Here is a 14,293-nt window from a genome sequence, read left to right as displayed (position 1 = left end):
CTCCCGCCTGCCGCAGCTCCTCCCAGTTGTCGAGCTCGCCGACGACCTGGGCCCGCTTGTCGCGGATCGTGTGCGTGGCGTGCTGCAGGTTGCGGCGCTGCTGGGAGTTGCCCAGGGCTTCCTTTGCTGCTGTCTGGAACTTCGGCATTCCGATGAAGGTCCCGCTCATGCCATCCCCTCCCCGGTGGTAGGCCGACCGGTTGCGCCGGCGGTGGTGGTGCCGAGCTCGTTCTCGGCTGCGAAGTCGCGCTCAGTCGAGGCGAGCACCTCGGCCAGATGCATGACCTGTATGCCCGAGCGCTGCCGGGTGAGGAGCCCCCCGATGTGGGCAAGGCAGCTGTTGTCCCCGGCGACGAGGATCTCCGCCTGGGTCTCTCGTACGTGCTGGGCCTTGTCGGCGCCCATCGCGACCGAGGTGTCCGCGTTCTTCATCGCGAACGTTCCCCCGAAGCCGCAGCACTCCTCTGCCTCGGGCAGGTCGACCAGGTCGATCCCGCGGACCTCGCGCAGCAGCCGAAGTGGCTTGTCGGCCACGCGCAGCATCCGAAGGGAGTGGCAGGTGGGGTGATAGGTGACGCGGTGCGGGAAGGTCGCGCCCACGTCGGTCACGCCGAGCACGTCGACGAGCAGCTCGCTGAGCTCGTACACCTTGCCGGCCGTAGCGGTGGCCCGCTCGGCAAGCGCGGGTCGGTCGCACCCGCGGGCTACGTCCGCGTGCTGGTGCCGCACGCTTCCCACGCAGGACCCGGACGGAGCGACGACGGCGTCGAAGTCGTCGAAGACGTCGGCGAACCGTTCCACCAGCGGCAACGTCTCGCGGGCGTAGCCGGTGTTGGTGAACATCTGGCCGCAGCAGGTCTGCTCGAGCGGGAACTCCACGGTCACGCCCAGACGCTCGAGGACGGTGAGGACCGCCTTGGGGGTCTCGGGCCACATGGTGTCGTTGAAGCAGGTGGCGAAGAGCGCCACGCGCATCCCGTGGCCGGGCAGCGAGGTCATCGGCTCACACCATCCAGCTGAGCACTGTGGACTGGAGCCCCACCAGCAGGCACAGCGCGAGCAGGAGGCCCAGGCTCCAGCCGATGAGCTTGCGGAAGATATCGGACTCGCGGCCCGCCAGACCCACGGCCGCGGCAGCGATCGTGAGGTTCTGAGGGCTGATCATCTTGCCGACGACACCCCCTGCGGTGTTCGCCGCCACCATCAGGCTCGGGTCGAGACCGGCCTTCTCGGCCGCGCTCTGCTGCAGCGTCGCGAAGAGCGCGTTGGCGCTGGTGTCCGAGCCGGTCACCGCGGTGCCCAGCCAGCCCAGGATCGGGGAGAGGAACGCGAACGCCGCGCCGGTGCCGGCGATCCAGTGGCCCATGGTCTGGGTCTGGCCCGACAGGTTCATCACGTACGCGAGCGCGAGGACGGAGGCGACGGTGAGGAACGCGAAGCGAAGCGTCTTGACGGTGGTGAGGAACTCTGCGCCGATGCGCCCGGCCTTCACCCCCTGCACCAGCCCGACGACGATCGCGCACAGCACCAGCAGGGTGCCCGGTGTGGACAGCCACTGCCACTTGTAGACGGTGGAGGCCGACTCGATCGCACCATGCAGACCAGGCCACTCGATCAGCTGGTCGGTGCCTGCCAGGAAGTCCGTCACCGGGGTGACCAGCTTGGCGAGGCAGAAGACCGCGATGACGAGCAGGTAGGGGAACAGCGCCATCGCGATGCGGCGGGGCGTGAGCTGCGCGGCGAGGGCCGCGACCTTGTCGATCTCCTTCTTGGCGGCCACGACGACGCCGCCGTCCCCGGCGTGCAGGTCGTCTGCCTCGTGCATGCTCATCAACCGCTCGGCGGCGGCGCCCGAACCCCTCGGCTGCCAGAGGCGCAGCATGACCACAGCGGCGGCCAGGCCGGCCAGCGACGCGATGATGTCGGTGAGCTCCACGGAGATGAAGTTGGAGCTGACGAACTGGGCCACGCCGAAGACGGCACCGACGACCAGGGCGACCGGCCAGGTCTCGCGTACGCCGCGCAGCCCGTCGGCCACGAAGACCAGGATGAGCGGGACGAACAGCGCCAGGAACGGAGTCTGGCGGCCGACGATCGCGCCGATCTCCTCGTACGGGATGCCGGTCAGGGTGCCGGCGGTGATGATCGGGATGGCCATGGCGCCGAAGGCGACGGGCGCGGTGTTCGCCAACAGGACGACCATCGCGGCGCGGAGGGCGGGAAAGCCCACGGCCACGAGCATCACGCCGGAGATTGCGGCGGGCGCGCCGAAACCCGCGAGCGCCTCGAGGAGTCCCCCGAAGCAGAACGCGATGATGATCGCCTGGATCCGCGGATCCTCGGAGATCAGGTGGAAGGTGGCGCGGAGGTCCTCGAACTTGCCGCTCGCCACCGTCAGCTGGTGCAGGAACAGCGCTCCGAGGACGATCCACATGATCGGGAAGAGGCCGAACACCGCGCCCTCGGTGGCGGACAGGAGAGCCAGGTCGGCCGGCATGCCGTAGGCGACGACGGCGACGATCACGGCCACCGCGACGGCGGTGAGTGCGGCGACATGGGCCTTCCACCGCAGCAGACCGAGCGTGACGAAGATCGTCAGCAACGGAAGCACGGCCACCAGCGACGACAGCGCCAGGCTGTCGGCGATCGGTGTCAGATCGGGTGTGTACATCGGGACCTCCGCAGGTCGGCCAGAAGATGCGATAGTGGTAGACCATTCTGTGGTCTGACCACAGATGTGGACTGTATAGTGACGCCCATCACCCCGTCAAGAGATCGGATTGGCCCTATGACCGAGAGTGCGGCGAACACATCACCCCAGGAGAGGGGTGGTGAGATGCCGTGGCACCCGGTCACGCGCAGCCGGTCCCACGAGCTGGTCCTCGACCAGATCGAGGAGCAGATCCTGGCCGGAACGCTGCGCGTCGGCGACCGTCTTCCGGGCGAGCGAGACCTCGCCAGCCACCTCCAGGTGAGCCGGGCCGCCGTACGTGAGGCCATCCGCAGCCTGGAGGCGCAGGGCGTCGTGCGGTCGGGGGTCGGCTCCGGAAAGGATGCCGGCACGGTCGTCTCCGCGATGCCGAGCCAGGCCTTGACGCGTCTGCTGCGCCTGCACGTCGCCCTGGCGAACTTCCCGATGCTCGACGTCGTCGACGCACGCGTGATGCTGGAGCGCTCGAGCGCGGCGCTCGCGGCGGGCCATGCCTCCACCGAGGACTTCGAGACCATGCGTACGGCGCTGGAAGGGATGGAGCGTCCCGACGTCGATCAGGAGAAGTTCAACGACCTCGACACCGCCTTCCACGTGGCGATCGCCGAGGCCAGCGGGAACAGATTGGTGGCGGACATGACCATCGCCTTGCGAGACTCCATGCGCCGCCCGATCCTGCACGCGCTGAACGGTCTCGGGAGTGACTGGGTGCGGGTCGCCGATCAGCTGCGGGCGGACCACCGTGCCATCCTCGCCGCGATCGAGAGCGGGGACGGCGAGCTGGCTGCTGAACGGGTCGACCAGCACATCCGATCTGCCCACACCGCCCTGTCCACCGCCGACTGATGACCGGTTTCTGAGCCGAGCCGACGGGGCCCGAGCCCCGTCCGCTCCAGGTCAGTAGAGGTCCACGGCCGGCCCGGCGTGCTCGACCACGGTGACGTCGTCACCGGAGGTCGAGGTCCACGTGGTCTCCGGGATGAAGGAGCCGCGGTCGAGGTCCTCCTGGTTGACGACGTGATACGGGAACGTGCAGGTGTACGCGCCGGAGGCACCCAGGTTGCGCCAGCGGCAGTTGCGGGAGTCGATGGCCGGGTCGAGATCACGCAGGTTGCCGGTGGGGACGACGGTCGTGACGGCTTCGGTCAGGTTGGTGACGCGATAGCTGAAGGACAGACGGTCGCCCACGACGTACGGCGTCTCCTTGGGGTTGGTCAGCGTGCCGCCGGTGACGCTGATCCGTCCGTCCACCTCGTCCGGGCGCTTGGGCACCACGACGGTGACGATGCCCGAGGACGAGCGGCCGGCGGTGTCGGTGAGGCGGACCGGGACGCGGTAGGTACCGCCGCTCGCGGACTCGGGCACGGAGAGGGTGAAGGGCACCTCGGTGCTCTCACCAGCCGGCAGCGAGCCGGGACGCGGTGCGGACACGGTCCAGCCGGCGGGAGCGTCGAAGCTCAACGAGGCCGGCTTGACCACCGGGCCGAGCTGGTTCTCGACCGAGAGCGTGCTGTCGACCGAGGTGCCTCGCTCGAGAGTGAGCTCGGGCGCGGTCAGCGGTGCGCACAGGCCGCGCAGCCAGGTGAGGTTGAACTTCGCGAACCGGATGGCGTTGTGGCCCGGCTCGTAGAGCAGGCCGACATCGCCGTCGGGCAGGGTGGCGAGGGTCGAGTACGCCATCTCGCCCGGCTGGAACTCGCGGGCGATCGGCCAGTTCCGGCCGTCGTCGCAGCTGGCGCGCACCGTGCCGTTCGTCCGCCCGCTCTGCGACGCGGCGTTGGAGAAAAGCAGCACCCGCGCCTCGGCGCTCCCCTGCGCCGCGTTGGGGAAGGCACGAACGATCGAGGCGTTGTTGGTCGGGTCCGGCAGCTCGCGGTCGATCGTCACCTCGCCGTAGGTCTCGCCGCCGTCGCGGGAGTACGCGACCTTGCGGAACTTCGACCCGGCCGAGTCGCGTGAGTTCAGCATGATCGTGCCGTCGGACAGCTCGACCGTCTTGTTCTCGTCCATCCCGGTGCCGACGGCCTCCCCCGCCTGCCAGGTCTTGCCGTGGTCGTCGGAGTAGACCGACACGGCCTGGAAGGCGCCCGAGGCGTTGATGATCGTGAACTGCTGGACCAGCCGTCCCGCGTGCGGGCCGTAGCGCAGCTGGATGCCCTGCCCGGACGCGGCGAAGCGCGAGCGCCAGCCCGGATCCGGAGTCACGTCGGCGGTGATGACGCGGTGCTGCCACGTCTTGCCCTCGTCGTCGGAGGTGCTCACCTCGGCGTGCAGGACGTTGCGGTCGTCGGGGTCGACCCCGGGCCGGGACCCGATGAAGCCCTGATCCATCGAGAACACGTGGAAGTTGAAGATGCTGCCGGTCTCCCGGTCCACGACGTAGCTGGGGTCGGAGTAGCCGGTCTTGTCCGGTCCGTCGTGGCCGCCGTGCACGACCGTCTGTGGGCCCCAGGTGTCGCCACCGTCGGTGGAGCGCCGCTGCAGGATCGAGTTCGGACCGGGCGCGTCGATGCCGGTCGGCCGGCCGTCGTAGGACGCCAGCAGGTCGCCGTCGGGAGCGACCGTCAGAGCCGGGATGCGGTAGTTGGGGAAGGCCCCGTCGCCGCCGACGGCGAGGTCCTGTTCGGAGTAGCGCGGAGCCTGCTCCGACCAGAACGGCCTCGCGTCGTGATCTGCTGCGTCGGCCGCGGCCGCCGGCGCGGCGGTGACCGCCGTGCCGAGCAGGAGCGCTGCGACGCCGGCCCAGGCGGCCTGTGCGGTCCGGGAGGTGAAGGTGTGTCGGGACATGGAAGCCCTTTCATCAGGTGTCATATGTCACACATCTGATGTCTGATGCTAGAGAAGGGCATGCCGCTGCGCCAGACCTACGCCTGGGTAGTTTGCGCGACAGGGTCCTACCGGGCCCGGCGCGCGTCGGCGCGCGTCAGGTGGCGCGCTTCAGGGCCCGGGACAGGGGCTCGTAGTGCCGTACGACCGCTCCGCAGAATGCCTCGGTGTCGCCCGCCTCGGCAGCCTTCAGCATGTCGAGGTGGGAGCGCGCGGTCTTGCGCAGGTCGGCCGGGAGGGCGAGCCCGAGCCGCGGCAGAACCGCGGTGTGTACGTCCCAGAAGGCTCCGACGAGCTGGCCGGCGAGCTGGTTGTCCAGGCTGGCGAGCAGTGTGGTGTGGAAGGCCCGGTCGGCCTCCGCGAACGACTCGCCCTGCTCGGCCTTGTCCACCATCTCGGCGGCCAGGCGGTGCAGCTCCTCGTTGCTCTTGCCGGCCAGGCTCGCGACCACCTGCTCGGCCATCGCGATGTCGAGGGCCTGCCGGATCTCGACCACGTCGCGCAGCGCCTGCAGGTTGTCGTCGTGGGAGAGCGCGCCGCGGAAGACGAGCGCCTGGACCATCGGGTCCAACGACATGTGCCCGACGAACGTGCCGTGCCCGTGGCGAACCTCGACGATGTCGAGCGTCGCGAGCGTACGCACCGCCTCGCGCACCGAGGAGCGGGACACGTCGAGGATGTCGCAGAGCTCGGACTCCGTGGGGAGCGGGTCGCCGGCGCGCAGGCCGCGGGTGAGGATGAGGTCCTTGATCTGATCGGCGGTCGTGGACCGCCGCATCCGGGAGACCCGGCCGGACGCCTGTGAGCTCATCGCTTCGGTGCTCCTTGGGGGCGTGTGGGTGAAGACGTGGGTAAAGCGTACATCAGACGTCAGATGAAAGCGTTCAACCTGCTCGCCGGCCGTCATCGCTGCCCGAAGCCTAGTGGTCTGAGCCGATAGTTCGTCCCTGGTCCGTCGTCAGGGTGCGTGCTGGGCAAGGCGCCCCCGCGAAGGCATACCGGGGTCTTTCGAGCGGGGGCAACGCCGCCCAGTGTGTGCCATGGCGGCGGACCGGGGAGGAACTTGAGGCGATGACCACTAGCGAGCGCTTGTGCCTTGACCAGTCTGGTGACGTGTGCCACGCTAAGGCATCAGACATCATACATCTGAGGTCAGTTCGACGGGGGACAGTGGCGGAAGGTCTCGGGCATCAGGAGTATCCGCCGAACAGCCACGATGGAGGCACAGACAGTGAGCATCACCGACCTGGCGCGGCGGACGGTCGTCCGCCGGCGCAGCACCGCGAAGGCCGCCGTGGGCGCCCTCGCACTCGTGCTCGGCATGGCGGCCTGCGGAGGGCCGTCCTCGACCAACAGCGGCGCCGGCAGCACCGACAGCATCGAGGCGACCCTCGCCTTCGCGCTGTCCGGTGGCTTCGACCCCGACAACGCGTCCAGCGCGGCCGCGACGGCGGCCAACCAGCACATCTTCGAAGGCCTGGTCGACCTCGACCCGGTCACCCGGGAGCCGTACGCGGCACTGGCCAAGGCGATGCCCGAGCCGAGTGACGACGGGCTGACCTGGACCACCGAGCTGCGCGACGACGCGAAGTTCTCCGACGGTACGCCCGTCACCGCCGAGGACGTCGCCCACTCCTTCACCCGGATCCTCCAGCCCGAGGACCCGGCGGCCCCGCCGCTGATGGCCGGGTTCATCTCCTTCCTCGACAGCGTCAAGGCGACCGACGACACCACCGTCGAGTTCACGCTCAAGGAGCCGTTCCCGCTGTTCGCCGAGCGCATCGCGGTCGTGAAGATCGTCCCCAAGGCGCTCACCGCGGACGCCGCCGCGTCGGAGAAGTTCGACACCGCGCCTGTCGGGTCGGGCCCGTACAAGCTCGACAGCGCCTCGGCCGAGACGGGTCTCAAGCTCTCGAAGAACGACGAGTACAACGGTCCGCGGCCCGCCGAGGTCAAGACCATGACCTGGAACACCAACACCGACGGTGCCGCTCGCATCGCCGACCTGCAGGGTGGCCGGGTCCAGGCCATCGAGGCCGTCCCGTACCTCAACGTCGACTCTCTCCAGGGCGACTACGAGGTCGAGGAGAAGCAGGCCTTCAACCAGGCGTTCCTGATGTTCAACAACAGCGCGGCGCCGTTCGACGACAAGCGGGTACGCCAGGCCCTGCACTACGCCCTCGACAAGGACAAGGTCATCCAGACCGCGCTCAACGGCTTCGGTACCGCGGCCACGAGCTACCTCGACGAAGGCAATCCGGCGTACCAGAAGGCCGCGACCGTCTACGACTACGACGCCGACAAGGCCAAGAAGCTGCTCGCCGAGGCAGGGGTGAAGAACCTCGAGTTCGAGCTGGTCACCACCGACGCGACCTTCATCAAGGACATCGCTCCGCTCCTCATCGAGTCGTGGAAGAAGATCGGTGTCAAAGCCACGCTCAACACCGTGCCCTCCTCGGCCGTCTACAGCGACCTCGTCCCCTCGGACAAGTTCCGGGTGCTGCTGGCCTCCGGTGACCCGAGCGTCTTCGGGCCCGACCCGGACCTGCTGATGCGCTGGTTCTACTACGGCGAGACCTGGCCCGTGGACCGGATGCGGTGGGAGTCGCCGGCGCGTCAGAAGGTCGCGGACCTGCTCGACCAGGCCGCCGTGACCGAGGACGAGAAGAAGCGGGACGGCCTGTGGAAGCAGGTGCTCGACATCGTCGCCGACGAGGCTGCGCTCTACCCGATCCTGCACACCAAGGTCGTCACCGCCTACGACCCCGACGCGCTCGAGAGCTTCGAGGGACCGGCCACCACCGGCCTGTACTTCCTCGGAACCAAGCGCGCAGGCTGATTCGACCGACTCCCCGCCCAGCCGCAGTCCCGGCGGCTGGGCGGGCCCGACTTCCACTGGAGGCTCCATGTTGACCGTGCTGAGCATGCTGGCCAGACGCCTGGCAACGCTCGTCCCGCTGGTGCTCGGCATCACGCTCTTCGTCTTCGTGGTCATGCAGTTCTCGCCCGTCGACCCCGCTCTGTCGGTTCTGGGCGACCAGGCCTCCGCTGCGCAGGTGGCCGCCTTCAAGGAGGCCAACGGCCTCGACCAGCCGCTGCCGGTTCGCTACTTCGCGTTCCTCGGAGAGCTCCTGCGCGGTGACCTCGGTGCCACCTTCCCGCCGTCGGTGCCGGTCTCGGACAAGATCGCCGAGGCGCTCCCCCTCACCGTCCAGCTCACCCTGCTGGGCGTCGGTGGCGCGCTGGTGATCGGCCTGGCGCTCGGCATCACCGCGGCCCTCTACCGCGACCGCTGGCCCGACCAGGTCATGCGCCTGACCTCGATGGCCGGCATCTCGATCCCGTCGTTCTGGCTGGCCCTGCTGCTCATCCAGGAGTTCGCCGTCCGGCGCTCGATGTTTCCCTCGGGCGGCTACGTCAACCCGGGCGACTCCGTCTCGGGCTGGTTCAACAGCCTTGCCCTTCCCGCGATCGCGCTCGCCGCGCCGGTCGGCTGCTCCCTGGCCCGCATCGTGCGTACGTCAATGGTCGAGGAGCTGGACCGCGACTACGTCCGCACCGCCGTCGGCGCCGGCCTGCCGCCGTACGTCGTGGTCGGACGCAACGTCCTGCGCAACGCGCTGGTCAACCCGCTCACCGTCCTGGGCCTGCGGATCGGCTACCTGATCGGCGGCACCGTGATCATCGAGGCGATCTTCTCCCTGCCCGGGATGGGGACGCTGATCATGACCGCGGTCCGTACGAACGACACCGCGCTCGCCCAGGGCACGGTGCTCACCATCGCACTCGGCTTCGTCGTGGTGAACCTGCTCGTCGATGTGCTCTACCTGTTCGCCAACCCCCGGTTGCGGGGAGGTCACTGATGTCTGCCTTCACCCGTCTCGGCACCGCCTCGCGGATCGCCGTCTGCTTCCTCGCCGCCGTCGTGCTGATCGGTCTCCTGGCGCCGCTGATCGTGCGCCACGACCCCACCCAGACCGGCCTCGGCTCCGCCCTGACCGGCCCCAGCGGTGACTACTGGTTCGGCCTGGACAAGCTCGGCCGCGACGTGTTCTCACGTCTGGTGGCCGGCACCCAGCGCTCGCTGGTGGTCGGCTTCGGGGCGGCCGGGATCGCGCTGGTCGTCGGGGCGATCCTCGGTGCGATCGCGGGGACCTCGCGCAGCGCGGTCGACGAGATCGTGATGCGCTGTCTCGACGTGGTGATGGCCTTCCCGGCCATCGTCCTGTCGGCGCTGCTGATCATCTCCTTCGGCAAGAGCAGCCTGCTGGTGCTCGTCGTCGCGATCGGCTTCGTCTTCGCCCCGCCGGTGGCCCGGATCGTTCGCGCCAACGTCATCTCGCAGTATCAGGAGGACTACGTCGCGGCCGAGCGCATCATCGGCGCCCGGCGTCCGCACATCCTGTGGCGCCACGTGCTGCGCAACTGTGCGGCCCCGATCCTGGTCTTCGTCACCGTCATGGTCGCCGACGCGATCGTGTTCGAGGCGTCGCTGTCCTTCATCGGCGGCGGGCTCTCCCCGCAGGAGGCCGAGTCCAGCTGGGGCTCGGTGATCGCCTTCGGCAAGGAGATGGTCCAGGTCGGCGGCTGGTGGGCGACGTTCTTCCCCGGTCTGCTGATCCTGCTCACCGTCCTGGCGCTCAACGTCCTGTCCGAGGGCATCTCGGATGCCTGGGCAGCACCCGCCGCGCGCCGTGCCGCCGGCCCCGCCAAGGCGGCGAGCTCGCAGGACGCGATCGAGCACGCGACGCCGGGCAACGGCAAGGTGGTCGAGCTGCCCGGTCTCGCCGAGGCCGCGCGTCGGCTCCGCGAGCGCGCTCGTCCGGTCCCGACCGGTGACCCGGTCCTGAGCGTCGAGGGACTCTCGATCCGCTTCCCCGACCGCCACGACGGGGTCGACATCGTCGACGACATCTCCTTCGACGTACGTCCTGGTGAGGTCCTCGGTCTGGTGGGCGAGTCCGGCTCCGGAAAGTCGCTGACCTCGCTCGCGGTGATGGGCCTGCTCCCGCGTGGCGCCGAGGTCAGGGGCTCGATCCGGTTCGCCGGCGTGGACCTGGTCGGCCTCGATCCCCGCCGTCGGCGCGCGCTGATGGGTCGCGAGATCGCGATGGTCTATCAGGACGCCCTCTCCGCGCTCAACCCAGCGATCAAGGTCGGCGGGCAGCTGCGCCAGCTCGTGCGACGGGGCGGCACCAGGTCGCCCGAGGAACTCATGGGGCTGGTCGGGCTCGACCCGGACCGTACGCTCTCCTCCTACCCTCACGAGCTGTCCGGCGGCCAGCGGCAGCGGGTGGTCATCGCGATGGCCCTGTCCCGCGACCCGAAGCTGGTGATCGCCGACGAGCCCACGACCGCGCTCGACGTGACCGTCCAGGCGCAGGTGATCCAGCTGCTGCTGCGGCTGCAGGCCGAGCTCGGCTTCGCGCTCGTGCTGGTCAGCCACGACCTCGCGCTCGTCAGCGACGTCTCGCACCGGGTGGAGGTGATGTACGGCGGCCAGGTCGTCGAGTCCGGAGTCACGGCCGATGTGATCGAGGCACCCGCTCACCACTACGCCCGCGGACTGCTGGGTTCGGTGCTCTCGCTGGAGACCCGGGCCGAGCGGCTGACCCAGATCCCGGGAGTGGTGCCGTCTCCGGCCGACTTCCCGACGGGGTGCCGGTTCAGCGACCGCTGCCCGATGGCGAGCGATGTCTGCCGGGCGGAGACGCCCGCGCTGCTCGGCGACAGCGACCACGCCGTGGCGTGCCACCACCCCGCGATCCGAACCACCGAGGAGATGTCGTCGTGAGCAGCCTGAAGGAGAAGCCGTCCGGCGAGCCGATCGTCGAGCTGCGCGACGTCCATGTCGTCCACCGCACCCGCGGCGGCGGACTGTTCGACCGCGATCGGGTGTACGCCCTGACCGGCGCCGAACTGGCCATCCGCGCCGGCGAGACCGTCGGCGTGGTCGGTGAGTCGGGCTGTGGCAAGTCGACCATGGCCAAGGTCCTCGTCGGCCTGCAGAAGCCCACCGATGGTGAGGTGCGGATCGCCGGCAAGGATGTGTGGACGATGAGCGCGGCCGAGCGGCGCCGGCTCATCGGCGCCCGCGTCGGAATGGTCTTCCAGGACCCGTCCACCTCGCTGAACCGGCGGATGCCGGTCCGGCAGATCCTGCGCGACCCGCTCGACGTGCACCGCCGTGGCAGCAGCGCCGAACGCGACCGCAGGGTCACCGAGCTCATGCAGCTGGTCGGGCTTCCCGCCTCGGTCGGTGACGTCCTGCCGAGCCAGCTCTCGGGCGGTCAGCGGCAGCGCGTCGCGATCGCGCGGGCCCTGGCGCTGGACCCGGTGCTGCTGATCGCCGACGAGCCGACGAGCGCGCTCGACGTCTCGGTCCGGGCGCAGATCCTCAACCTGCTGCTCGAGCTGCAGCAGCGGCTCGATCTCGCCATGGTGTTCGTCTCCCACGACATCCAGACGGTCAAGCGCATCAGCGACCGGATCGTGACGATGTATCTGGGGCGCCTCGTCGAGCAGACCCCTGCCGCGTCGATGCCCGAGGGCGCGCAGCACCCCTACACCAGGGCGCTCTTCTCGGCCACGCCCGGACTGCTGGCGCCGATCGACCCGATCCCGCTGGTCGGCCCGGTGCCGTCGGCGACGCGCCCGCCGAGCGGTTGCCCGTTCCGTACCCGCTGCTGGAAGGCGACCGAGGTGTGCGCCGAGCGCCTGCCCGAACCGACCTCCGGAAACGTCAACGGCAGCGGCACCCACCTGTTCCGCTGCCACCATCCCGTGCCGGCCGGCACGAGCGACGCCGAGCTCGTCGAGCTCGCCCGCCGCGAGATCCATACGGCCGAACATCAACCCGCTGAGGAGCGATCGTGAACCACCCCACCCCGTCGTACACGGGGGTCATCCCGCCCGTCGTGACCCCTCTGCACGGCGACGGCACCGTCGACCGGCCATCCCTGGAGCGGCTCGTCGGCCACCTGCTCGAGGGCGGCGTCCACGGGCTCTTCGCTCTCGGCAGCTCCGGGGAGACGGTCTTCCTCACCGACGAGCAGCGCGACGCCGCGCTCGAGGTGATCGTGAAGACGGTCGACGGACAGGTGCCGGTCCTGGTGGGCTGCATCGAGCCCACCACGCCGCGCGTCATCCACCGTGCCGACGTCGCCGCGCGGCTCGGCGCGGACGCCATCGTCACGACCGCCCCGTTCTACGCGCTGGTGGGCCCGCACGAGGTCGACCGGCACTTCCGCGCCATCCACCTGGCGACCGACCTGCCGCAGCTCGCCTACGACATCCCCGTCTGCGTTCACACCAAGCTCTCGGTCGATCTGCTCGTCGATCTCGCGCGCGACGGCGTGATCGCCGGGGTCAAGGACTCCAGCGGTGACGACGTCTCCTTCCGGCAGCTCCTGATCGCCGCCGGCGAGGACCCGGCTCTGGCCGGCTTCTCCGCGCTCACCGGCCACGAGGTGGTCGTCGACGCGATGATGCTCGGCGGTGCCTCCGGGTCGGTGCCCGGTCTCGCCAACGTGGATCCGGCCGGCTACGTACGCCTCCACGACGCCTGCGTCGCCGGCGACTGGGCCCTCGCCCGGCAGGAGCAGGACCGGCTGACCCGCCTGTTCCGCATCGTCACCGCAGCCGACCCCGCCACGACCTCCGGTGCGACGCGCGGCGTCGGCTCGTTCAAGACCGCGCTCGCCGAGCTCGGGGTGATCGACTCCAACGCGGTCTCGCTGCCGATGCGGGCCCTCGACGAGGCGGAGGCCGCCCGCGTGCGTGGCCACCTCGTGCAGGCAGGACTGGTCTGAGCGATGCCCGACTCGGTCACCCCTGTGGTCGCCGCGCTCGACATCGGGGGCACCAAGATGGCGGCCGCGGTGGTCGACGGCACCGGACGCGTGCTCGCGCGTGCCCGGATCGCCACCCCGGCCGCCGCCGGCGCCGAGGCGGTGCTCGCCGCCGCCGCTGAGGTGATCCGATCGGTGACGGGCGAGCATGCGGTGGCGGCCCTCGGCGTGGGCAGCGCCGGAGTCATCGACCCCGGCACGGGAGTGGTGCTCGGTGCCACCGACGTGCTGCCCGGATGGGTCGGCACCGACATCCGCGGCGCGCTCGCCACCGCACTGGGCATCCCGGTCGCGGTGCGCAACGACGTCCACGCACACGCGCTGGGCGAGGCGGCGTACGGCGCCGGGGCCGGGCACACGTCGTTGCTGCACGTCGCCGTCGGCACCGGAGTCGGAGCTGCGTACGTCCACACCGGGCTGCCCGGCAAGGTGCTCTCCGGAGCCCACTCGGCGGCAGGGCACGCCGGCCACCTCCCCTCACGGGCGGCGGGTGACCTGCCCTGCACCTGTGGCGGCAGCGGACACCTCGAGGCCATCGCCGCCGGGCCCGCGCTGGCGCGCGAGCACACCCGGCGTACGGGCGTGGAGGTCGTCGACCTCCGCGAGGTGGCTGCCCTCGCGGCCGCCGGGGACCCCGATGCCGGCGCGGTGATCGAGCTCGGCGGGCGCGCGGTCGGCGCTGCCGTCGGCGGACTCATCAACGTCCTCGACCCCGACGTCGTCGTGGTCGGTGGCGGCGTCACCGGCCTCGGGGTCCGCTGGTGGGAGGCGTTGCGGGAGGTGGTCGCGCGCGAGGTCCTGCCGTCGCTGCGCGGCGCACCGGTGCTCGCCTCCGGGCTGGGCGACGACGCAGCCGTGCTCGGCGCCGCGGCCCTGGCCCAGGAGCTGCTCGGGCACGACCAGGCAC

11 protein-coding genes are annotated in these 14,293 nt (G+C 70.3%); 7 read left to right on the top strand and 4 right to left on the bottom strand.

Annotation, left to right across the window (positions count from 1 at the left end; all coding sequences use genetic code 11):
• Positions 1 to 165: 165 nt before the first annotated feature.
• Positions 166 to 999 (bottom strand): (Fe-S)-binding protein, encoded by an 834-nt coding sequence (locus ACRDPS_RS26475; protein ID WP_431504658.1) that lies wholly within the window; start codon positions 997 to 999, stop codon positions 166 to 168.
• A 4-nt stretch (positions 1,000 to 1,003) separates the two neighbouring features.
• Positions 1,004 to 2,671, bottom strand: a complete 1,668-nt coding sequence (locus tag ACRDPS_RS26470; RefSeq protein ID WP_431504657.1) for an L-lactate permease — start codon at positions 2,669 to 2,671, stop codon at positions 1,004 to 1,006.
• Positions 2,672 to 2,788: 117 nt separating this feature from the next.
• Between ACRDPS_RS26470 and ACRDPS_RS26465 the strand changes: the two genes are divergently transcribed.
• Entirely contained in the window at positions 2,789 to 3,556 is a 768-nt protein-coding gene (locus ACRDPS_RS26465; protein ID WP_431504656.1) for a FadR/GntR family transcriptional regulator, read from the top strand.
• A 51-nt stretch (positions 3,557 to 3,607) separates the two neighbouring features.
• Here ACRDPS_RS26465 and ACRDPS_RS26460 read toward each other — a convergent pair whose 3' ends face one another.
• On the bottom strand, positions 3,608 to 5,497 hold the full coding sequence (locus ACRDPS_RS26460; RefSeq protein ID WP_431504655.1) for an exo-alpha-sialidase: 1,890 nt from the start codon (positions 5,495 to 5,497) through the stop codon (positions 3,608 to 3,610).
• A gap of 136 nt (positions 5,498 to 5,633) precedes the next feature.
• Entirely contained in the window at positions 5,634 to 6,347 is a 714-nt protein-coding gene (locus ACRDPS_RS26455; protein WP_431504654.1) for a FadR/GntR family transcriptional regulator, read from the bottom strand.
• A gap of 420 nt (positions 6,348 to 6,767) precedes the next feature.
• Between ACRDPS_RS26455 and ACRDPS_RS26450 the strand changes: the two genes are divergently transcribed.
• The 6 genes from ACRDPS_RS26450 to ACRDPS_RS26425 all read left to right on the top strand — a co-directional run.
• Positions 6,768 to 8,375 carry an ABC transporter substrate-binding protein gene (locus tag ACRDPS_RS26450; RefSeq protein WP_431504653.1) on the top strand — a complete coding sequence of 536 codons (1,608 nt, stop codon included), beginning with the start codon at positions 6,768 to 6,770 and terminating at the stop codon, positions 8,373 to 8,375.
• A 67-nt stretch (positions 8,376 to 8,442) separates the two neighbouring features.
• Complete coding sequence (locus ACRDPS_RS26445) at positions 8,443 to 9,399, top strand: ABC transporter permease (protein WP_431504652.1); 957 nt, start codon at positions 8,443 to 8,445, stop codon at positions 9,397 to 9,399.
• Positions 9,399 to 11,330 (top strand): dipeptide/oligopeptide/nickel ABC transporter permease/ATP-binding protein, encoded by a 1,932-nt coding sequence (locus ACRDPS_RS26440; protein ID WP_431504651.1) that lies wholly within the window; start codon positions 9,399 to 9,401, stop codon positions 11,328 to 11,330. The genes ACRDPS_RS26445 and ACRDPS_RS26440 overlap by 1 nt, the downstream gene beginning before the upstream one ends.
• On the top strand, positions 11,327 to 12,412 hold the full coding sequence (locus tag ACRDPS_RS26435; RefSeq protein WP_431504650.1) for an oligopeptide/dipeptide ABC transporter ATP-binding protein: 1,086 nt from the start codon (positions 11,327 to 11,329) through the stop codon (positions 12,410 to 12,412). The genes ACRDPS_RS26440 and ACRDPS_RS26435 overlap by 4 nt, the downstream gene beginning before the upstream one ends.
• Complete coding sequence (locus ACRDPS_RS26430) at positions 12,409 to 13,347, top strand: dihydrodipicolinate synthase family protein (protein ID WP_431504649.1); 939 nt, start codon at positions 12,409 to 12,411, stop codon at positions 13,345 to 13,347. Before ACRDPS_RS26435 ends, ACRDPS_RS26430 begins: the two co-directional genes overlap by 4 nt.
• Before the next feature lie 3 nt (positions 13,348 to 13,350).
• A partial coding sequence (locus ACRDPS_RS26425; protein ID WP_431504648.1) for an ROK family protein occupies positions 13,351 to 14,293 on the top strand: 943 nt, incomplete at its 3' end.

Origin of the sequence: Nocardioides sp. (genome assembly GCF_050699375.1) — a bacterium.
In the GTDB taxonomy this organism is placed as follows: domain Bacteria; phylum Actinomycetota; class Actinomycetes; order Propionibacteriales; family Nocardioidaceae; genus Nocardioides.
Note: the sequence above shows the minus strand (reverse complement) of the source record. Positions and strands in the feature narration are given on the sequence as shown.

Excerpts from the sequence above, each read along its gene's own strand:
- ACRDPS_RS26475 (WP_431504658.1), bottom strand. The coding sequence starts at position 999 with ATGACCTCGCTGCCCGGCCACGGGATGCGCGTGGCGCTCTTCGCCACC.
- ACRDPS_RS26470 (WP_431504657.1), bottom strand. The coding sequence starts at position 2,671 with ATGTACACACCCGATCTGACACCGATCGCCGACAGCCTGGCGCTGTCG.
- ACRDPS_RS26465 (WP_431504656.1), top strand. The coding sequence starts at position 2,789 with ATGACCGAGAGTGCGGCGAACACATCACCCCAGGAGAGGGGTGGTGAG.
- ACRDPS_RS26460 (WP_431504655.1), bottom strand. The coding sequence starts at position 5,497 with ATGTCCCGACACACCTTCACCTCCCGGACCGCACAGGCCGCCTGGGCC.
- ACRDPS_RS26455 (WP_431504654.1), bottom strand. The coding sequence starts at position 6,347 with ATGAGCTCACAGGCGTCCGGCCGGGTCTCCCGGATGCGGCGGTCCACG.
- ACRDPS_RS26445 (WP_431504652.1), top strand. The coding sequence starts at position 8,443 with ATGTTGACCGTGCTGAGCATGCTGGCCAGACGCCTGGCAACGCTCGTC.
- ACRDPS_RS26440 (WP_431504651.1), top strand. The coding sequence starts at position 9,399 with ATGTCTGCCTTCACCCGTCTCGGCACCGCCTCGCGGATCGCCGTCTGC.